General features: G+C 66.9%; 18 protein-coding genes. 5 read left to right on the top strand and 13 right to left on the bottom strand.

Annotation, left to right across the window (positions count from 1 at the left end):
- Nucleotides 1-50: 50 nt before the first annotated feature.
- The 3 genes from CAFEL_RS11135 to CAFEL_RS11125 are packed head-to-tail and all read right to left on the bottom strand — an operon-like array spanning nucleotide 51 to nucleotide 6672.
- Complete coding sequence (locus tag CAFEL_RS11135) at nucleotides 51-3362, bottom strand: murein biosynthesis integral membrane protein MurJ (protein WP_394354790.1); 3312 nt, start codon at nucleotides 3360-3362, stop codon at nucleotides 51-53.
- Complete coding sequence (locus CAFEL_RS11130; protein ID WP_194559912.1) at nucleotides 3359-5779, bottom strand: DUF6049 family protein; 2421 nt, start codon at nucleotides 5777-5779, stop codon at nucleotides 3359-3361. The genes CAFEL_RS11135 and CAFEL_RS11130 overlap by 4 nt, the downstream gene beginning before the upstream one ends.
- Entirely contained in the window at nucleotides 5776-6672 is an 897-nt protein-coding gene (locus CAFEL_RS11125; protein WP_228496313.1) for an NUDIX hydrolase, read from the bottom strand. Before CAFEL_RS11125 ends, CAFEL_RS11130 begins: the two co-directional genes overlap by 4 nt.
- On the opposite strand from CAFEL_RS11125, the gene CAFEL_RS11120 reads away from it, so the two are divergent.
- The 5 genes from CAFEL_RS11120 to CAFEL_RS11100 all read left to right on the top strand — a co-directional run bounded on the left by CAFEL_RS11120 (nucleotide 6640) and on the right by CAFEL_RS11100 (nucleotide 10329).
- Entirely contained in the window at nucleotides 6640-8061 is a 1422-nt protein-coding gene (locus CAFEL_RS11120) for a CCA tRNA nucleotidyltransferase (protein ID WP_394354795.1), read from the top strand. The two genes, CAFEL_RS11125 and CAFEL_RS11120, sit on opposite strands and share 33 nt — an antisense overlap.
- Nucleotides 8054-8656: a YqgE/AlgH family protein gene (locus CAFEL_RS11115; RefSeq protein WP_194559911.1), complete on the top strand. Its 603-nt coding sequence runs from the start codon at nucleotides 8054-8056 to the stop codon at nucleotides 8654-8656. Before CAFEL_RS11120 ends, CAFEL_RS11115 begins: the two co-directional genes overlap by 8 nt.
- Entirely contained in the window at nucleotides 8656-9366 is a 711-nt protein-coding gene (locus CAFEL_RS11110) for an AzlC family ABC transporter permease (RefSeq protein ID WP_290172055.1), read from the top strand. The genes CAFEL_RS11115 and CAFEL_RS11110 overlap by 1 nt, the downstream gene beginning before the upstream one ends.
- Nucleotides 9363-9710 carry a branched-chain amino acid transporter permease gene (locus CAFEL_RS11105; RefSeq protein ID WP_194559910.1) on the top strand — a complete coding sequence of 116 codons (348 nt, stop codon included), beginning with the start codon at nucleotides 9363-9365 and terminating at the stop codon, nucleotides 9708-9710. Before CAFEL_RS11110 ends, CAFEL_RS11105 begins: the two co-directional genes overlap by 4 nt.
- A gap of 178 nt (nucleotides 9711-9888) precedes the next feature.
- Nucleotides 9889-10329, top strand: coding sequence for a hypothetical protein (locus CAFEL_RS11100; RefSeq protein WP_194559909.1), 441 nt, complete (start codon nucleotides 9889-9891; stop codon nucleotides 10327-10329).
- Nucleotides 10330-10335: 6 nt separating this feature from the next.
- On the opposite strand, the gene CAFEL_RS11095 is transcribed toward CAFEL_RS11100, so the two are convergent.
- From CAFEL_RS11095 to CAFEL_RS11050, 10 genes are all read right to left on the bottom strand, one after another.
- On the bottom strand, nucleotides 10336-11478 hold the full coding sequence (locus CAFEL_RS11095; protein WP_194559908.1) for an HNH endonuclease signature motif containing protein: 1143 nt from the start codon (nucleotides 11476-11478) through the stop codon (nucleotides 10336-10338).
- Nucleotides 11479-12164: 686 nt separating this feature from the next.
- On the bottom strand, nucleotides 12165-12467 hold the full coding sequence (locus CAFEL_RS11090) for a hypothetical protein (RefSeq protein ID WP_063937066.1): 303 nt from the start codon (nucleotides 12465-12467) through the stop codon (nucleotides 12165-12167).
- A 9-nt stretch (nucleotides 12468-12476) separates the two neighbouring features.
- Nucleotides 12477-13418 (bottom strand): bile acid:sodium symporter family protein, encoded by a 942-nt coding sequence (locus CAFEL_RS11085; RefSeq protein WP_194559907.1) that lies wholly within the window; start codon nucleotides 13416-13418, stop codon nucleotides 12477-12479.
- A complete protein-coding gene (locus CAFEL_RS11080; protein ID WP_194559906.1) occupies nucleotides 13419-13784 on the bottom strand; it encodes a Rieske (2Fe-2S) protein in 366 nt (121 codons plus the stop codon). It lies immediately after the preceding gene.
- A complete protein-coding gene (gene trpA, locus CAFEL_RS11075; RefSeq protein WP_194559905.1) occupies nucleotides 13781-14596 on the bottom strand; it encodes a tryptophan synthase subunit alpha in 816 nt (271 codons plus the stop codon). The genes CAFEL_RS11080 and trpA overlap by 4 nt, the downstream gene beginning before the upstream one ends.
- On the bottom strand, nucleotides 14597-15790 hold the full coding sequence (gene trpB, locus CAFEL_RS11070; protein WP_194559904.1) for a tryptophan synthase subunit beta: 1194 nt from the start codon (nucleotides 15788-15790) through the stop codon (nucleotides 14597-14599). It lies immediately after the preceding gene.
- Nucleotides 15791-15800: 10 nt separating this feature from the next.
- Nucleotides 15801-17231 (bottom strand): bifunctional indole-3-glycerol-phosphate synthase TrpC/phosphoribosylanthranilate isomerase TrpF, encoded by a 1431-nt coding sequence (trpCF, locus tag CAFEL_RS11065; RefSeq protein WP_194559903.1) that lies wholly within the window; start codon nucleotides 17229-17231, stop codon nucleotides 15801-15803.
- Nucleotides 17155-18174, bottom strand: a complete 1020-nt coding sequence (trpD, locus tag CAFEL_RS11060; protein WP_194559902.1) for an anthranilate phosphoribosyltransferase — start codon at nucleotides 18172-18174, stop codon at nucleotides 17155-17157. Before trpD ends, trpCF begins: the two co-directional genes overlap by 77 nt.
- Nucleotides 18167-18778: a glutamine amidotransferase-related protein gene (locus CAFEL_RS11055; RefSeq protein ID WP_194559901.1), complete on the bottom strand. Its 612-nt coding sequence runs from the start codon at nucleotides 18776-18778 to the stop codon at nucleotides 18167-18169. Before CAFEL_RS11055 ends, trpD begins: the two co-directional genes overlap by 8 nt.
- Complete coding sequence (locus tag CAFEL_RS11050) at nucleotides 18775-20277, bottom strand: anthranilate synthase component 1 (protein WP_194559900.1); 1503 nt, start codon at nucleotides 20275-20277, stop codon at nucleotides 18775-18777. The genes CAFEL_RS11055 and CAFEL_RS11050 overlap by 4 nt, the downstream gene beginning before the upstream one ends.
- Nucleotides 20278-20355: the final 78 nt, after the last annotated feature.

Below are 20355 nucleotides of genomic sequence, written 5' to 3'. Positions count from 1 at the left end.
CCCCACTATGCCCCGGCCCTAGACCCCCTGCCTAGGGCCGGGTGCGCATTTCAGTGGACAACCACGTGGCCGACCAGCGAAACGTTCTTCACATCCGTCTCGCCGTCCACCTTCAGCACCACGCGCAACAGCGGTTCGTTGGTTTCCGCGTCGGCGCTTATCTGGCCGCTCCGCAACTTGCCCTCCGCGATCACGGGCGGGTGCGCGGTCTCCTGCTCTGCTGGCACGCCGTACAGGGTGTAGTTGGCGGTGCCGGAGGCGTCGATAAGCACCTGCTCAAGCGTGAACGCCGAGCCGTCCTCGGGGGTGAACTGCACGGAGCTGTCGTCTAGGACCTCCATGTTCAGCGGCCCGATGACCACCGGCATGCCCGGGTCGCGTGTGGTGGTTGTGGGCGCGGCCGACGGACGGTCCACCACGTTTTCGCCGGAGACGAAGTCCACCAGGTATGTGGTGAGCACGCCCACCAGCACCGCGGCGATGACCGCGGCGAAAGTGAGCAGCCCGATGGTCACCGGGCCCATGGTGCGGCCGCCGAAGCCGCCGCGCAGCTCGTCCGGGTCCTCCACGTGCTCGGCCACCGGCTCGACCGGCTCGTAGATCTCCACCACCGGGATCTCGTCCGTCGGCGCGTCCTCGTTGGGCACCGGCAGGTTCGCCGCCTCGTACAGGGCGCGCTCGATGTCGCGGAAGGCGGCCTGGTCCACCGCGTCCGCGTCCACGAGCGCGCGGGTGCGGGCGGTGACGTCGTCCAGGCCGTCGGAGCTGACGTTGCTGGTCAGCAGCGTCAGCGCGGAGGCGAAGGACTCCGCGTCCGTTGCCGGGGTGGCGTCCGGCAGCACCACCGGGAACGCCAGGCGGACGTGCCCCTCGTGGTCGATGCGCAGCTGCTGGCGGTTGTCCAGGCCCAGCGGCACGTCCGCCTCGTGCGCCGCCGCCATCGCGCCGGCCAAAGGCGCCAGCGCGTTGGCCACGGCCTCGGTGTGCAGCGTCTGCCCGGACTCCGCTACGGCCTTGACCGAGGAGCCCTCCACCCAGTCCGCCACCACGAGGGCGCCGGAACGGTAGGACAGGATTTCAATGTTTTCGGCCACCGCGGGCAGGTGCAGCTTGGCCATCTTGCGGGTGCGCCGCGCCACGCCGGCGGCCTTCAGCGCCGCCTCGCGCGGGGTGGCCGGGGCCATCGGCGCGGCACCGGTGGTGTCCACGAACGTCAGCGCCACATCTCTGCCGGTGGCTACCTCGCGCGCCTGCCAGAAGCGTGCGCCGGTGGATGCGCCGTGGTCGCGGATCAGGCGGAAGCGCCCGTCGGACACCCCCGCACCCGGAACCAGGCGCGGCCCGCGGACCACGCCGGCGGACATCGGCGGCGGCACCGGGGAGGCGTTGAAGGTGTCGGAGGCGAGGAACTGGTTGGACACGTCCCGCGGGTCCGCCTCGCCCACCTCGAGCGCGCGGTCCTCGTCCGGGCGGATGAAGCGCCCCAGCACCGGGATGCGCTGCAGCGCGCGGCCCAGGTTCTGCACCTCGGGCAGTTTGGAGCGCGACAGCACCAGGCCGGTGACCACCAGAAACAGCAGGCCGAGCAGGACCACCTCGATGAGGTTGCCCAGGCTGGGGGCACCGATGAGGCGTCCGAGGGCCTCGGGCAGGTGCAGACCGGCGACGTCGCGAAGCAGCCAGCGCACACCGAAGATCACCGCAACACCCACGAGTGCCGCGGCCACCGCCCAGATGGAGGTGCGCAGCACGTCGCTGGAGCGCAGGGTGCCCAGCTTGCGGCGCAGCAGCAGCCCGCCGATGAGCGCGCCGGCGACGAAGCCGAAGCCGTTCGCCGCACCGAGCAGCACCACCACGTGGCTGGGGTCCTGCGCGATGTACGGCGCGAGCGCGGACAGCAGAATCTTCGTGCCGGTGATGCCGGCGATGATGAACGTGGGCGTCCACGCCTCTTCGCGCGCGTAGAACACGCGCAGGTGCAGCATCACCAGCGCGTACGGGATCAGGGTGAACGAGGACGCGGAGATGGTCATGCCGAGCAGGTGCGCGGCCTGGGGGCTGAACGAGCCGTAGGCGAACAGCGCGTGGGCGATGTCGGGGCCCAGCGCCGTCATGAAGATGATGATGGGGATCAGCGCGATGAACGTCAGCTTCGTGCCCATGGTCAGGTCCGCGACCACGGCTGCGTCGTCGCCTTCCGCGGCGTTGCGGGACATGCGCGGCATGATTGCGGTGAGCAGGGTGACGCCGATGATGCCGTACGGCATTTGCAGCAGCATCCAGTGCTGCTGGTAGATGAACTGCGCCGCCGCGTCCGAGTCAAACGCGATGCGCGAGGTGATGACGTAGCCGAACTGGCTGATCGCCACGTAGGTGACAATCGCCAGCGCCATGCCGCCGAACTGCTTGAGGCGCTCGTCGATGCCCCACAGCGGGCGTAGGTCGATGCCCAACTTGCGCAGCGCGGGCAGCATGATCAGGCACTGCACCACCACGCCAGCCGTGGTGCCAAGCCCCAGCAGGAGCACGTGGGGATTGCTTATCGACGTCGGCGCCGCCGGGTTCAGCTGCCCCGGCAGCGCCATGTACGCCACGAGCACGGCAATGGAGACGACGTTGTTGGCCACCGGGGCCCAGGCGCCCGGGCGGAAGTGCTCCTTCGTGTTCAAAATTGCCATGAACAGGGAGAACATGCCGTAGAAGAAGATCTGCGGCAGCACCAAGTACGCGAACGAGGTGGTTTGGACCAGGTTGCCCAGGGAGTCCTCGTCCATCATCATCCGGGTCAGCAGCGGCGCGGCCGCCACGGCGGCGACGGTGACCACCGTCATCAGCGTCAGGGTCAGTGTGAACAGGCGGCGGATGAACGCGGCGCCGTGGTCCGCGTCCTCCTTCTCCGCGCGCACCAGCACCGGCACCACCAAGGCGGTGAGCACGGAGCCGAGCACGATCTCCGTGATCAGGTTGGGCAGGGTGTTGGCGGTGTTGAAGGACGCCGCCACTACCTCTCCGAGCGCCGCGCCGATGAGCACGGTGCGGATGAACCCGGTGATGCGCGAGATCAGGGTGGCCACGGCCATTGAGCCGGTGGCGCGCACGACCTTCTCCCCGCCCTCGGCGGCGGGCTCCTCCTCGCTGGCCTGGGGCTCGGCGACAGCGACGGCGCCCGCTGCGCCCGCGGCTACGGTGTCGGCGGTTTGCGGCGGGGCGATGGTCTCGCCCTTGGGGCTGGTGGTCAGCAGCGACTTATCCGGCGCGCCGTCCTCGAGCTCCTCGCGCGCCGGTTTGGTCTCGCGCGGCGCGGGCACCGGCGCTGGCGGCGCTGGCGTGACAATGCGCCGGCGCAGTCCCTGTTCCGTCACTTGGTTCTCCGATTCTTAGGTCTCCTGGCTTCTGGTTTTGGGTCGCTGTCTTTTGGCGGGCTGCCCCGCGCGCCGCGCAACGCTATGACCACCAGCAGCCCGGCCAGAACCAGCGCGGCGATGGCGAGCCAGCGGCCCACCGTGATCCGCGTGGTGCGCACGGAGATGTCCACGGGCTGCGAGATCGGCTGCCCGTTCGCGCTCGCCAGGTACAGATTCAGGTCCGTGCTGCGGGAGCTTTCCGGCAGGTCCGCGGTCATCTGCACCGTGACAGACCCGCGGGCCGGGATGCGCAGCACCCCGGGCACGTGCAAGCGGGCGTCCGCAGGCCCGGAGAAGTTGATGGAAGTCTCCACCGGCAGCGGCAACCCGTTGCGGGCCACGATGAGCAGCGGGCTGGAATTGGAGGTGCGCGTGTAGACGTTCCCGGGCGGGATCAGGTCCACCGCCGAGCGCAGGTCTCCCAGTGCGGCGCGGGAGGCGCCGAGGCGCTCGCTGGTGGCCGCCGCCGCGTCGCTGTAGCGCGACATTGCCCGGCGCTGCCCGATGGACAGCGCCTGCAGCAGGTCCCGGCGCAGCGGCAGGGTGAACCCGTAGCGGGTCAGCGCAATGCCGGTGTCGGGCACCATCAGCCCCGTCAGGTCGTTGATGAACCCGGCCTGCTGGGTCACCTGCAGCACCTCCGCGTCGGTGAACGCGGTGGGGTCCGTGTGTTCCTCCGGCTCACCCGCAGGCTGAACGTCAGCTGGCGCGTCCAGGTAGGTGCCAAACGCCATGGGGTGCGCGCCCGCGCCGGTGACCAGCTCGGCCACGGTGCCCAGCACGGTGGCGGCGGTGTCCGCGTCCCAGTTCGCGGGCGGGGCGACCAGGATCGGCTCCGGCTGCTCCCCGGAGTCTCCCGCCACCCAGGCGGACTGGGCGGCCAGCCGCACCGCGGCGGCGGCGTTGGTGTCGCGGGCGGCCTTGGAGTCCACCGCGTAGTTGTAGCGCAGGTTCTGTTCTGAAAAACCGGTGGTTTCGGGGTCCACGCCGGCGGCGGCCAGCACGGTGGCCAGGGAGGACTGGTAGCCCACCGTCATCACTCCCGGCGCGATCCAGCCGTAGTTCCTACCTGGCGCGGCGGCCAGCACGCGCACTGGTTGCTGCGGTGCGGGTGCGGCCGACCCGGCGAGATCCGCCATGTCTGCGCGCTCCAGGGCGCTTTCAGACCCGTCGTGTTCTTCCTGCACCCCGGCCGCTTCGGCGCGTTCCCACGCGGCCTGCATGCCTTCGTCCATGACGGTGGAGCGCGAGTGGTCCGCCCATCCCAGCGCCGGCGCGGTGCCGTTTTCGACGTAGCCTGCGCCGGTGACCACGGTGTTCAGGGTGCCGGCGCTGCCGAGTACGCGCTGCAGCACGAACGGACCGCGCTCCACCGCCTCGCGCATGAGCCACTTGTCGCCGGTGCGCGCCACGGCGTTCAAGTCCGCGTTCGCCCACGGCAGCGACACCGTGCAGCCGGTGGCGGCGATGTGGCGCACCTTGTCCAGCCATACCTTCGCGTCGTCCGCGCCGGTGCCGGGTTCGCCGTCGGGGTCGCCCTCGTCTGCCCAGGAGTCGCGCAGCCGTTTCGGTTCTTCCACCACGGCGGGGCGCTCGTCGTCGACGGTGTAGCCGTGTTGCATGCGCTCCACGGTGTCTATCAGTGCCGGGTCCAGCGCGACGCAGGTGGCGTAACCGACTTCCGGTGTCTGGGCCGCCTCGATGTACTGGTCCACCAGCTTGCTCAGCCGCCCCTCGGGCGCGAGTTGGCCGGCCAGCGAGTCGTTCGCCAGCACCAGCGGTTGCGTCTCAGGCGCCTCGCCGGTCTCGCCGGGCAGGATGTCCACGTCCGCGGTCACCGGGTACAGCGCGGTCAGCTCCGCGGCCCGGATGTCGTCCCGGACGCCCTTGACGCCCATGTGGAAGCGGTCGGTGTCGAGGGGGGCACCGGAGGCGTCGAGAAGCTGCAGCATGATTGGGTACGTGCCCACATCCGGCAGGTCGAGGCCCAGGTCCATCTCGAGCTCCAGCGAGTCGCCTGGGGCCAATTGCCTATCGACGTCACGCGCCTCCCCCACCACCCCATACTCCTGCTGGCCAGCGATGGTTGCATAGCGCTGCTCCATCACGGAGGCCACCGCCGAGGCTCGGCGCGGGACCACGCTGAAGCCCTCGAGCGTGTCCTCGGAGTGGTTGGTCACGCGAAGTTTCACGTGAAACGGATCGTGGGCGGAGATGGCGTGCGGGGCCTCGACGACCTCCACACTCGCCTGCTCGCCTTCGGACGGGCGCACGGTCAGGTTCGCCCACTGCTCCGTCACTTCCGGGTTGTCCGGCGCCAGCGGCACGGCGGGGGCGGCGAGCACGACGGCAGCCAGCGCGGCGTACCGGTTCATCGCGGAGTTGCCCTTCCGGCTTTCTTTTCCTTCCTGGCCAAGTCCGGCATCCGGTCGTAGGCGATGCGGGCGAGCTTGCGCTCATCGGCGTACGCGAGGTGCTCCATCAGGTCGCTCATGGGCACCCACGCCACCTCGGTGACCTCCGGGTCCTCGTCGTTGAACACGCCGTCGACGTAGCGCAGGAGGTTGTGGTGCACCGTCTTGTGAATGCGCACGCCGTCGGAGACAAACCAGTAGTCGATCGTGCCCAGGGTGTCGAAGGCCTCTCCGGTGATGCCGGTTTCCTCCCACACCTCGCGCTCGGCGGTGACCCACTGGTGCTCGCCGTTTTCCACGTGGCCTTTCGGCATGGACCACAACAGCCGCCCGCGGCGGTCCAAGCGGCCGATGAGCGCGACGTAGATGCGGCTCATGTCCACCTTGCCGTCCTTGCCCACGGCCTCAGCCATGCCGGAGACCACAAGGCCGCCGGCGGAGGTCTCGTCGCGCGTTTCTATCGACGAATCGTGCTGCTGGTACTTCGACCTTCGACGATTGTGCTGCTTGCGGCCGCCGCGGGAGTTCTTTCCGCGGCGGTTATTCCGCTTCCGCTTCGGTTTGTCTCCCGGCTGCTGTTGCTGCTCGGCGGGTTTGCCCCCGCGCCGGCGCCGCGGCCGGCGCTTACCGCCGCCGGAGCCCCCCTTGCCGTTAGAGGGCCCCGGTACCGGGCGCTGGTTGTCACTCATTCGTGTCATGGTATCGGTCTTTCGGCCGGTTGTGGTACTTCCCGCGCGGGGGTGGCGGGTATCGTGTCCCGGGTGACGCAGAAGCTCTTCGATATGCCAGACCCGACCGACCCGCTTGCCGCCCCTGCGCTGATGGCGAGGGCGCAGGATGTCGTGGCCAAGCATGCTGCTCTGCTTGAGCCCCTCGCGCAACTGTTTTCCGGCCGCGGCGAGACCTTATATATGGTAGGCGGCTCGGTGCGCGACGCGATGCTCGGCCGCGGGGTGCACGACCTCGACTTCACCACCTCCGCGCGCCCCGAGGTGATCCAGGAGATCCTGGGCGAGTGGGGCGAGAAGGTGTGGGACACCGGCATCGAGTTCGGCACCGTCTCCGCCATCCGCCGCGGCGAAACCGTGGAAATCACCACCTTCCGCTCCGACCTCTACGACGGCGTGACCCGCAACCCCGAAGTCACCTTCGGCGACACGCTCGAGGGCGACCTCATCCGCCGCGACTTCGCCTGCAATGCGATGGCCATTGAGCTTTCGCTTGACGACGAGCTCCGCCTCTCCCCCACCTTCCACGACCCCGTCGACGGACTTTCGGACCTTGTGCAGCAGGTGCTGGACACCCCGCAGGAGCCCGAAGTGTCGTTTAGGGACGACCCGCTGCGCATGCTGCGTGCGGCCCGCTTTGTCTCCCAGCTGGGCTTCAGCGTGGCCGACCGGGTATATGACGCGATGTGTGACATGGCGGGCGAGATCGAGCGCATCACCGCCGAGCGCGTACAGGCTGAGCTGGACAAACTCATGCTCGGCGCGCGTCCCTGGGAGGGCATCGACCTGCTGGTGTCCACCGGTTTGGCGTCGTATATTTTGCCCGAGATTCCGGCGCTGCAGCTGGAGACCGACGAGCATATGCAGCACAAGGACGTCTACCGCCACTCCCTGACCGTGCTGCGCCAGGCCACCGAACTCGAGGACGAGGGCCCGGATCTGAAGCTGCGCTGGGCGGCGCTGATGCACGACATCGGCAAACCAGCCACCCGCGCACCCAAGGAGGGCGGCGGCGTGACCTTCCACCACCACGAGGTGGTCGGCGCGAAGATGACCCGCAAGCGCCTGAAGGCCCTGAAGTACCCGAAGCACGTCATCTCGGACGTGGGCCAGCTCGTGTTCCTGCACATGCGCTTCCACGGCTTTGGCGAGGGCCAGTGGACCGACTCCGCCGTGCGCCGCTACGTCACCGACGCCGGCGAACTGCTGCCCAAGCTGCACAAACTCGTGCGCGCCGATTCCACCACCCGCAACGCCAAGAAGGCCGCGCGCCTGCAGCGCACCTACGACCACTTGGAAGAGCGCATCGCGGACATCGCCGCCAAGGAGGACCTCGCGCGCGTGCGCCCGGACCTGGACGGCAACGAGATCATGCAGATCCTGGGCCTCGAACCCGGCCCGGAGGTGGGCAAGGCATGGAAGTATCTCAAGGAGCTGCGCTTGGAGCGCGGCGAACTTGAGCACGACGAGGCCGTCGCCGAGCTGAAAGCCTGGTGGGAGAAGGAAAATGCCTGAGTATTTCTACGCAGACCGCCTGTTCAACGCACTGGAGCGGGTTGATCCGGAGCCGGGCATGCTGCTCGTTTCCGCGCCCGGCATGTTCTCGCCCGAGTTCGCCCGCACCGTGGTTCTCGTGCTGGAGCAAGACGCGGACCACACCCTCGGCGTGGTGCTGAACCGCCGCAGCGAGGTCGCGGTGGCCAACGTCATGCCCGGCTGGGAGGAGCTGGCCGCCAAGCCGCAGGCCGTGCACATCGGTGGGCCGGTGGGTGTGGACTCCGCTGTGGGCCTGGGCGTGACGACGGCCGGCGCGTCCGACAACCCCTACCTCAACCGCCTGGCCAACCGCCTCGTACTCGTGGACTTGAACGCCTCTCCCCTTGAGGTCGGTGATTCCCTCGACGGCATCCGCATCTTCGCCGGTTACGCCGAGTGGGCGCCGGGCCAACTTGACGACGAGATCCTGCGCGGCGACTGGTTTGTCACCCCCGCCCTGCCCTCCGACGTCGTCGCTCCCGCGGGTGCGGATCTGTGGGGTGACGTGATGCGTCGACAAGCAATGCCTTTGCCCCTGTTCGCCACCTTCCCCGCGAACCTCGAGGACAACTAGTGACCGTTTCACGTGAAACATCGGCCGAAATTCGGCTGGGTCTTCGCGACACCTGGCTGGTCGCCCTCGGTTTGGTGCCGCTCGGGCTGGCGTTCGGCCTGCTGATGACCCAATCCGGCTTCGCGTGGTGGTGGACCCCGATTTTCTCCACCGTGATTTACGCCGGGTCGATGGAGTTTTTGGCCATCGACATGGTGCTCACCGGAGTCGGCCCCGTTTCGTCCGCGATCACGGGGTTCATGGTGAACTTCCGTCACCTGTTTTACGGGTTGACCTACCCGCGCTCGGAGCTCCGCCGCGGCGCACCCTCCGCCTACGCCACCTACGCGCTCACCGACGAGGTCTACGCCATCACCTCCACCCTCCGCGACCGCCCCTCAGGCTCGCGCCTTATAACCATCTCCGTGGTTTGCCAGATCGCGTGGGTGGCCTCCGGCGTCGTCGGCGCCCTGGCGGGCGCGGTCATTCCTGCGGGCGTGGAAGGTTTCGACTTCGCCCTGACCGCCCTGTTCGCCGTGCTGGCCTTCGAGGCGTTCCAGGCCAGCCGCGACCTCTCCGCTCCCCTGATCGCCGGCGGTCTCGCTCTGGCGGCCGCAGTGGTACTGCCCGGCCAGGTAATCATCGTGGCGCTGGTGTCCTACTTCCTTGTCCTCCTACTGCGTTTCTGGGCCCCGCGCGTCGACGAGACCCTCACCTGGCGGCTGCCATGAGTAACTACGGCCTCCCCGACGGCGTCTCCCTCGGCATGGTGGCCGCGGTGCTCATACCTGTAGGCGTAGTCACCGTGCTGCTGCGCGCTCTCCCCTTTTCCATGCTGCGCGTGCTCAAGGGCAGCCCGTTCATCGACTTCCTCGCCGTGCTCATGCCCGTCGGCGTGATGACAGTGCTTGTCGCCTACACCCTCGTCGGCCACGCCGGTTCGCCTGCCCACCTCGCCTCCGCGCTCATCGCCCTCGCGGCCACCCTGCTGCTGCACTGGTGGAAGCGCCGCGCCGATGTATCGATCTTCGCCGGCACCGCGCTGTACATGCTGTTGGTCAACATCGTTTTCTAGTCTTCCTCTCCTCTGCTCAGGAGGGGAGTTTTTGCGCATCGGGAGCTTTGTATATCGTCACAGAAGGTGGAGACGTTACATCTCCAGAAAGGCTTGAATACCTGCGGAAACGTGTGTTTTACTGTCGCGAGCCCGGTTCCGGGTTATTTAACGTCAGATTCGCACAAAGGAGTTTCCAATGAAGCGCATCACCGCAGCTGCTTTGGCCGCTACCACTGCCCTGTCTTTGGCAGCCGTACCGGCACAGGCTGAAGAGAACACGTTGAACGAAACGCTGGAGAACCTTGAGACGGCAGTGAAGCCGACGAAGGCGTCTGACGTCACCGATAAACACCTCGCTGGCGCCAAGTTGAAGGCCGAGGCCCGTGAACTTCGCAACCCGGGCAGCGGCTACTCGGGCCCGTACAAGAGCTCCTCTGACAAGAACCTGGTGCCGAAGAGCGCCACCTCCTCCCTGAAGAACGACGTCGCACGTGGCTACAAGCTCGGCACCACCTACGACATCCTCGTCGGCACCGGCATCGCCGCAGGTGTCTTGGCACTCGTTGGTGCCGCCGCGGCCGCAGCGGGCAAGATCCCGGGTGTCCCGGGTGTGCCGGCCGTTGAGCAGTTCTTCTAAGCCTCACTAGTCGGTGAAGGACCAATTGCACTCCTCCATGGTCCGCATGATGTCGTCGCGCCGCGGCAGGGAGTAGTTCGTGGACACGAAACGCGTCCCGTCGCCGTAGACAAAATGGATGTCTGAGTGCTCCTTCAGCGTCTTCAGGTAGCCCTCCGTGACCAGGGAGTGGCAGGCGGAGCACAGCGGCAAAAGGTTCTCCAGGTCGGTCAGGCCCCCGGTGGCCCAGTCCTCGATGTGGTGGATCTCAATGAACCGCGTGTGTGTGCACCCGGGTGCGGCGCACTGCCCACCCCACATCGCTAACAGCGCGTTGACCTGCCCGTTTGTTGCGAGACGCTGTTTACGTCCAGTGTTGAGGATGAGGCCGTCGGAGTTGACCGTTGAGATGCGAACCTCCGCGTTAGCAAGCAAGCTCGCGATGGCTTTCGACGGCGCGCCCACATTGTTGGGCATGTAGCCACGTCCGTCCTTGGTGGCCAAGATGTTCACGTGGGCACCCGGCGTAGTTAGCGTGTTGCGCGGCGTCGTGCGCGCCATGTGGACGACGCCCATGAGCGCACTCAGCAGCATGCGCCCAATCGGCAGCCCGTATCCGGACACTGTCTTTCGTGCGGGGCGGTTCTCCTCCACGTCCTCGGCACGCTCCAGAGCGATGTCGATTTCACCGTGAACCTTCGGGTCCAGGTCCTCGAGCACTTCGTCGAGGTCGCAGTACGCGATCTCCCCGATCTTCAGTGCGGCGATGAATGCAGCGCCATCCGCGGCGTTGAGGTTGCCGTGGAACGCGATATCGCCGTTATCGCGCTTGTGCAGGCTCAGGTAGTACTGCGGGCTGTCTTCACCCTCCTCGTCCTGCGGCTTCTTCCCCGCTAGCGCACATTCCAGTTCGTGGTAGCCCATCCCGAGGGCGAGATCTACCAAGTCACGCTCGTTTTCGGCGGTCATGTACTTCAGCAGCAGTCGCACCACTGAATAGTTCAGCGCACCGTCAGTGAAGTGTTGCTGCAGGTAGCTGAAAGGTCGAAGACGGTGGGCGACGCTGACGTACTCGTGCGCGGTTGAGGAGGACACGCCCAGGCGGCGCATGAGGAAGTGTGCGGTGGTTGAGGAACCACATTCGATAGCAAGTGCGAGTTCATCAAACATTTGTATTGCGGACAATAACTCTGCTTTGTTTTGGGTCATTGCGCGGTGCGTGTCCTCGATTTGCTGGCTCAACGCGACGGCGATGGGGTTAGATTCGGTGGTCAATGCGGCGGTCATTTTGGCCCCCCTTGAGGCGAATGCGAGTTCGATTGCGTACATTATAAAACTCGCGTCCGACATTCCTCTGACCTGCTGAAACTTGTCCGCAACTCCGCATTGCGGACAATTCCGCCTCCACCAATAGTTGGTAAGGGCCAACGAAAAGGCTCCGCATTGCGGACAGCTGCGGGAATGTCGGGATGCCACCATGAATGCGGGTGGAGAGGTGCCGGACCATGGAGAAAGCTCACCGCACAGCGTTTATCTACCCGATTTTTGCGGCGGTTTGGATCGCAGCACCGTTCATGGGTGACCGCGTTCCCATGTGGGCCCAATGGCTTTATTGGGTTGCTTTGATCGCGGTATCTGTTCTGGGGTTTGTTATGGCGGTGTGGGATAAGCGCCCCCTGCTGGGGATATTGTCTGCTCTGACTCTGCTTGCCTGGCCGATCACTCTCGCGGTGGCGTTGTCGTCCGGTCCCCCGCAACTCCGCATTGCGGACAATTCCGAAACCCCCAACTATTGGGTCCCACCAACGAAAAAGGCCCGCGCCGGTGGCGGGGCGGGCCGGAGGGACGTCGATAAGCTATTGCAACTTTGCCTGCGCCTCGGACCAGAGGCCCTCGAACTCCTCCTCGCTGAGGTGGGTGGCGGTGATGCCCTCCATGGAGTCGTAGGTGCGCGGGTGTGGGACGGTGCCCATGGGTTGGTTTGCCTGGCCGATGACACGGCCGTCGACGTAGATGCCGGTGATGGTCTCGGCCGGGTCGAGTTCAATCATGCGCACCATGGTGCACTCGTGGGCCGAGATTTCCTCGAGTTCGGCGATGTTGAGCAGCTCGCCGCCGAGTTCGGGGACGTTGTAGTGGATGCGGACGAAATGTTTCACGTGAAACTCCTAGGAAATTCGGGAGGCGTACGCGGAGCAGATGACCAGTTGGCACATGTGGTAGATCATCAGCGGGATGATCAGGACGCCGAGTGAGGCGCCGCCGAAGATGACGGTGGCCATGGGCAGGCCGGTCGCGAGGGACTTCTGGGTGCCGCACATTTGGATGGCCACGCGATCCTCGCGTGGGAAGCGCAGCGCCTCCGGGAGGATGCGGGTGAGCCACAGCATAGCGACGACCAGCACGCACGAGAACACGGTGAGGAACACGATCTCCCACGCGGAGACGTTCGACCAGACCCCGGAGACGACGCCGCGCGAAAACGCGGAGTAGACCACCAACCAGATGGAGCCGCGGTCCACGATCTTCGTCGCCTTCGACTTGGCCAGCTCCCCCACCCGCGGGACGAAGTTGTGCGCGAGTTGCCCCAAGATGAACGGCAGGAGCAGCTGCAGCGCGATGTCGCCGAACACGGAGGCGTCCACGGACACCCCGTCGCCGGCGCCCATCAGCCACATCACAAGAAGCGGCGTGGCCACCACACCGACGAGCGAGGACACAGACGCCGCCACGACCGCGCCCGAGACGTTGCCGCGCGCCACCCCGGTGAGCGCCACTGAGGACTGCACGGTGGACGGCACCAGCGACATGAACAGCAGGCCCTGGTACAGGTCCTCGGACATGAAGGCCGTCGTCGGGCGAGCGAGCAGGCCAATCACCGGGTAGATGACAAACGTGAACGCCAGGATCAGCGCGTGCAGACGCCAGTTGGTCAGGCCTTTGAGCGCCTCCTGGGTAGACAGGCGCGCGCCGTAGAGGAAGAACAGCAGCGCAATGCCCAGCTTCACCGCGACGGCGAACCCGTCCGCGAACGCGCCCTGGGCGGGCAGCACGAACGCGAGCGCCGCCGCGACAACGATGCCGACAAGTAGCGGGTCGAGCTTCTTCATCTACTCGGAAACGGAGACTTTGTCGCCGGCGTCGGTCACTGGCACCTCGCGCATCCCAGTGACGGCCGGGCCGGAGACGCGGGCGCCGTCAGCGATGCTGAACACCGAGCCGTGGGCAGTGCACTTGACGGTGTCGCCCTCAACCTTGGTGATCTTCTTCTGCTGGTGCGGGCACACACTCGAGTAGGCCACGTAGGTGCCGGCGGTGGGCTGGGCGATGATGAACTTGTCCAGGATCACCGCGGAGCCGACGGGCACGTCGGTCTTGGCAACTTCTTCGGGGGCCGCCTCTCCACAGGCGGCGAGGAACGCACCGGCAAACGTGGTTGCGGTGCCGAGCAGGAACATGCGTCGTGAACAGGTCATGATGCGATCGTAGCGCCCTTCATGGCAGTGACGTACTCACTCAGCTCGGCTTTCAGCGCGTCCATGTCGGTCACATGGTTGCCCTCGATGTATTTGTCGATGATGTTGGTGATCGCCGAGCCGGTGATCGCTCCCGCGGCCCCCGCGGCGATCGCGTCGCGCACGTGCTGCGGTTTGGAAATGCCGAAGCCCAGCAGCACCGGAGGCCCACCGAACTTTCGCACATTGTCGACGACCTCACGCAGGCCCTGCACCGTCGCCTCCTTGTCCGCACCGGTCACGCCGTCGCGCGAGATGGCGTAGATGTAGCCGCGCGAGTTCGCCGCCACAGCCTCGAGCGTTTCCTCCGACGCCTTCGCCGGGGCGATGTAGATCGGGTCGATGCCGGCCGCGGTGGCGGCTGCGCTGAAGGGGGCGGACTCACGCACGGGGACGTCGGGAAGCAAAATGCTGTCCGCACCCGCCTCCTTGAACTCGCGGTAGAACCGCTCGAGGCCGCGCGCGTGCGCGACGTTGCCGTATACCAGCATGCCGATGGGCAGCTCCGGGTAACGCTCGCGGATGGTGCGGATTTGCGCAAGCGCCTTATCGACGGTCGCTCCGCCCGCCAACGCCCTCACATGCGCACCCTGAATGGCGGGGCCGTCCGCGACGGGGTCGGAGAACGGCACGCCGAGCTCCACTGCATCCGCCCCGGCGTCAACGACGGCGGAGACGATCTCCACCGCGTCCTCCGGGGTCGGGTCCGAGAGCATGATGAAGGGCACGAACGCGCCGTCACCTTTAGCGAAGAGCTTCTCGTAGCGGTTCATTTACTTCTCCTTCTTGTCGAGCGAGGTTTGCACGTGGGCGATGTCTTTGTCGCCGCGGCCGGACAGGGTGACCAGGATGTGCAACGGCTCCGCGTCGGACGGGTGCTCGGCGGCACGCTTGAGGGCGTAGGCGAGAGCGTGTGAGGACTCGAGCGCGGGGATGATGCCCTCGTGGCGCGACAGTGCCTGGAAGGCGTTGAGGGCCTCGTCGTCGGTCACGGGAACATAAGAAGCGCGGCCGGACTTGGCCAGGTGTGCGTGCTCCGGGCCCACGCCCGGGTAGTCCAGGCCGGCGGAAATGGAGTAGGAATCCTGCACTTGGCCGTCCTCGTCGCACATCAGGTAGGAATACGTGCCGTGGAGCAGGCCGGTCGTGCCCTGGGCGATGGCCGCGCCGTGGGCGCCGAGGCCGAAGCCCTCTCCCCCGGGTTCGGCACCGACGAGCTCGACACTGGTGTCGTCGATGAAGTCGGCGAAGGTGCCGATCGCGTTGGAGCCGCCGCCGACGCAGGCGACTACGACGTCGGGAAGCCGCCCGGTTCGCTCGAGGATCTGGGCGCGGGCCTCGGTGGAGATCACGCGGTGGAACTCCTTGACGATCTTCGGGAACGGGTGCGGCCCCGCCGCGGTGCCAAGGAGGTAGTGGGATTCGTGGAAGGTGGCGGTCCAGTCGCGAAGCGCCTCGTTCACCGCGTCTTTGAGCGTGCCCGCGCCGGATTCCACACCGACGACCTCGGCGCCCATCAGGCGCATGCGGTAGACGTTCGGCGCTTGGCGTTCCATGTCGGTCTTGCCCATGTAGATCACGCACTCCAGGCCCAGCAGCGCGCAGGCGAGCGCGGTGGCGGTGCCGTGCTGGCCGGCGCCGGTCTCCGCGATGATGCGGGTCTTTCCCATCTGCTTGGCCAGCAGCGCCTGGCCGATGACCTGGTTGGTCTTGTGCGCGCCGCCGTGGACGAGGTCCTCGCGCTTGAGGAAGATGCGCGCGTTGCCTTCGAGCGGTAGGTTGCGGCACTCGGTGAGCGGGGTGGGTCGACCGAGGTATTCGCGGAGCAGGCCGCGGTACTCGTTCATGAATGCCTCGTCGTTGAACGCGTCCACGAAGGCTTGCTCAAGCTGGTCGAGCGCCGGGATGAGCGACTCGGGGACGAACTGTCCGCCGAACTCGCCGTAGTAGGCAGGGAGCAGGGTCATGTTTTTGTCCTTAAGTGTGGAAGTTGCGGATGGTGGCGAAGCCTCGTCGCAAGGCAGCGGCATCCTTGTGGCCGAGGGGGTCTTCGAAGCCGGAGTTGAGGTCGAGGCCGGTGCAGCCGGTGCGCAGCGCGTCGGTGAGGTTTTCGGTGGTCAAGCCGCCGGCGAGCAGCGCGTCGGTAGTGGGGATGCGGGACCAGTCGAACCGCTCCCCCGTCCCTCCGGTGCCGGAATCGAGCACTAGCTGGTCGACGAGCTCCGCCACGCCCGCCGCATCATTGGGCCCAGTCATGTCGACAGCGCGCCACACCTGGACATCGACCTCGGAGCGGACGCGCGCGATCAGCGCGTGCTCGGCCCCGAGCGAGCCCTGGTACGGGGCGTGGACCTGGACGGCGACAATGCCGGGCTGGACCAATCGGTCGTAGCCCGCGGTGCGGCGCGAGACCGCCACGTAGTCGAGCCCCGGCTCCGCGGCTATGATCTGTGCGGCCGTTTCACGTGAAACATTGCGCGGGGAAGCCTCTTCGAAGATCAGCCCGCCGTACACCGCGCCGGCCGCTTTTGCCGCCTGGGCGGCGGATGCGGAACGCAGGCCGCAGACCTTGTTCGGGCCGTACACCAGCTCGCGGCAGGCGCGGTCGATGTCCGGCTGTGAGGTCAGCTGCGAGCCGACCAGGAACCCGTCCGAGTGTCCGCCGAGCCGGCGAACGGTCGCGGCGGCGCGGATGCCGGACTCGGCCACCACCACTGCCCCGTCCGGCGCGAGTGCGGCCAGGCGGGCGGAGCGGTCGAGGTCGATGGAAAGGTCGTGGAGGTTGCGGTGGTTCACGCCGAAGATTTTCGCGCCGAGCTTGGTGGCACGGGCCGCCTCGTTCTCATCGATGACTTCGGTAAGCACGTCCATGCGCAGCGACTCCGCGACCGAGGCCAGGTGCGTGTACTCCTCGTCCGAGAGCACCGACAGCATCAACAGCACCGCGTCCGCGCCAAAGTAGCGGGCGGCGTAGATCTGCACCTCGTCGACGATGAAGTCCTTGCACAGCACCGGCAGGTGCGTGGTGGCGGCGACGGTGGCGAGGTGGTCGTAGTCCCCGCCAAAATAGTCGGGCTCGCACAGCACGGAGATCGCCGAGGCGTAGCGCGAGTAGACGCTTGCGATCTCCCCCGGCTTGTAGTCCTCGCGGATCGTGCCGAGCGAGGGCGAGGCGGACTTGCACTCCATGATGTAGGAGGCACCCGGGGCGGCCAAAGCGTCGTAGAGCGATCGCTCTGAATAACGTAACGTGTCGAAAGAAACGTGACCGATACGTTGTCGAATTCCGTCAATGTGACGTTTACGGTTCGCCACAATTTCGGTCAAAATCTTAGCCACTGTAGTCCGCCTCCTCGTGGGTGGTGAGCCACTGGGACACGGAACCGTCGGCAAGCAAGTGCTTCGCATGCGCCGTGCCGGCGGCAAGCGAGTCCGCCATGCCGTAGAGGTAGAACATCGCGCCGGCGTTCACGGCCACGGCGTCGCGCTGCGCGGTCGGCCCCTCCCCTGCGAAGGTGGCGCGCATGGCAGCGGCGTTGTGCTCGCCGTCGCCCCCGCGGAGGTCCTCGAGCGTATGCTTATCCACGCCAAGCTCCGCCGGCGTCACCGTGTAGTGGGAAATCTCGCCGTCCTTGAGCTCCCAGACGAGGGTGTCGCCGTGGACCGCGATCTCGTCCGTGCCGGCGCCGTGAACGACGAGCGCGCGGGAACGGCCGAGCGTTTTCGTGGTCTTTGCAATAGTGGGGCCTAACTTAGGATTGGCAATCCCCATTATTTGGAATTCAGGCCTTGCGGGACTCAATAATGGGCCCATCGTGTTAAATAACGTGCTCACGCCGAGTTTTTTGCGCACCGGCTGCACGAAAGCGATCGCGGGGTTGTACGCCGGGGCGAACAGGAACGTGAAGTTCGAGGACTCGAACTGGCGCACCGCGCGCTCCGGGTCGAGGTCCAGCGGGATGTTCAGGGCCTCCAGCACATCGGCCGACCCGGACTTGGAAGACACCGAGCGGTTGCCGCACTTGATCATCTTCACCCCGCCGGCCGCGGCCACAAGTGAGGCGGCGGTGGTGATGTTGATGGTGTTTGCGCCGTCGCCGCCGGTGCCCGCGGTGTCCATGATCCCCTTGCCAGTCACCGGGAACGGGCGGCCAGCGGCGAGGAACGCCTTCGCCGCGCCTGCGATGTCGGCGAAGGTTTCCCCGCGGGTGCGGATGGTGGCGAGCAGCGCCGCGATGTGGACGTCGTCGTAGTCGCCGACGGTCAGCGGGGTGAACGCCTCAACCGCGTCCTCCAACGTCGGGGCTGGGTTGTTGATGAAGCGGCGGAAGATTTCTACGTGGTCAGCCATTGTCGCGTCCTTTCTGCAGCAGGTGTTCCACGCAGCGCTCCAGCAGCTGGGGCCCTGCGGGGGAGAGGATGGATTCGGGGTGGAATTGGAGGCCGATGGAGTAGCCGTCCTCGGTCTCGGCGGCCATGATCACCTCGCCGATCTGTGTGTCCGTCGAGGCCAGCGGCGCGATCCCGGCCGGCGCCTCGGTCGCTCCCAGCGAGTGGTAGCGGGCAACAGGCACGTCCAGGCCGGGTTGGCCGGGGGCGCCGCCGACCGTGAGGCCGCGGAACAGCGGGTGCGGAGCCGTAAGCCTCATGGGAACCGAGGTGCCGTGCTCGGGGCCACACGGCTGGACGCGCCCGCCAAAGTGCTCGATGAGCGCCTGGTAGCCCAGGCAGATGCCCAGGATGGGGATTCGGCCCTGGGCGCGCTCGATGACCTCCATCATGCAGCCGGCGTCCGCGGGGTAGCCGGGGCCCGGTGAGAGCACGATGAGCTCCGGGTTCGCGCCGAGCACCGTGTCGGCAGCAACGGTGTTGCGGTAGACCACGGTGTCGAAGCCGGCGAGCGCGTCGACGAGGTTGTAGACGAAAGAGTCCTGGTTATCCAGTAAAACGATCACTTGTGCACCTCCAATTCGCGGCCCGCGGCGAGTGCCTGGAGTACCGCGTAGGCCTTGTGCAGGGTCTCGTCGGCCTCGGCCTGCGGGATGGAATCGCGCACCACGCCCGCGCCGGCCTGCACCGTGGCCACACCGTCGGCGACGAACGCGGAGCGGATGACAATGCAGGTGTCAAAGTCGCCGCTGCCGTGCAGGTAGCCCACCGCCCCGCCGTAGGAGCCGCGGCGTGTGCCCTCCACCCCACGCAACAGCTCGGTCGCGCGCAGCTTCGGCGCGCCGGTGAGCGTGCCCATGTTCATGCAGGCGCGGTAGGCATCCATCGCGTCCAGGTCTGAGGCAAGCGTCGCGGTGACCCGGCTGACCAGGTGCATCACGCGGGAATAGCGGTCCACCTGCAGCAGCTCGCGAACTCGCCGGGTGCGAGGCTCGGCCACGCGGGCCATGTCGTTGCGAGCCAGGTCCACCAGCATGGTGTGCTCTGCGACCTCCTTGGCGTCGGTGCGCAGCTGCAGCTCCATGCGGGTGTCCAGCTCGTGGTTGACCGTCCCGTCCGGATTCAGCCCGCGCGGGCGTGTGCCGGCGATCGGGTACAGCTCAACCTGGCGCGTTGTGTGGTCGAACTTCAGGTTGGACTCCGGCGAGGCGCCGAAGAGCTCGTAGCCCGGCCCGCGCAGGTAGAACATGTACGGCGAGGGGTTGGACTCGCGCAGCCGGCGGTACGCCCCGAACGCGTCCGCGCACTCCGCCGTGAACGCCCGTGCCGGCACCACCTGGTAGATGTCCCCGTTGGCGATGTGTTCTTTGAGCCCCTCCACGTCCGCGCGGAAGTCGGCGTCGGACACAGTTGCCTTGACGACGGCACGCTCCGCGCTCTCGGTGGTGGGTTCGTAGGCGGGCACGGGGGCGTCGATAAGCGACGCGAGCGGCTCGAGATCGATGCCCTCGCCATGCGCATCGACGCCCGCGAGGTACGCGGTGGACGTTTCGTGGTTGACGCGCAGGAGCACCTCGGCGAGCACAAACTGGAAATCCGGGTACGTGTTCGGGCCAGCCTCCACAAAGGGCAGCTGCTCGAAAGAATCCAGGTAGTCGTAGGCGAAACCGCCGGCGAGAAACGGGAAGTCCTCGTTGCCGTAACCGGCGCGCGTGGTAAGCGCGCGGAGCACGTCGGCGGAGGACGGGGCGGTGAGACGCTCGCGCTCGTCCGCGGCGCGTGATGCGGGGAACTCGTAGACGCCCTCCCCCACCCGGTACTCCTCAAGGCCCAGGTCCGCTGCGATGACCTCGCCAGATGGGGTCAGTGGCTCCACGGTCACGCGGTTGCCGGTACAGGTCACGCGCACAGAAGCGCGCAGCACCGCCACGGACTGCAGGCCGTTACGGGTGGTGATGTCGGCGGACTCGAGCAGCACAGAATCTTCCGCGTCGAGTCCGCCGATGTGGGCGAAGAGGCTGGCCACGTCCTCGTGGTAGCGCACCTCGCGGTGGGTGTAATGCATGTGGTCCTCGGTTCTGTCGTATTCATTGCACCGAGGGTGAAAAAGGCCCGCAGCGCTTGGGGTGCAAGCTGGCGGGCC

This window comes from Corynebacterium afermentans subsp. lipophilum (genome assembly GCF_030408375.1).
GTDB classification, from domain to species: Bacteria; Actinomycetota; Actinomycetes; order Mycobacteriales; family Mycobacteriaceae; genus Corynebacterium; species Corynebacterium lipophilum.
This window is presented reverse-complemented; position numbering and strand designations above follow the sequence as displayed.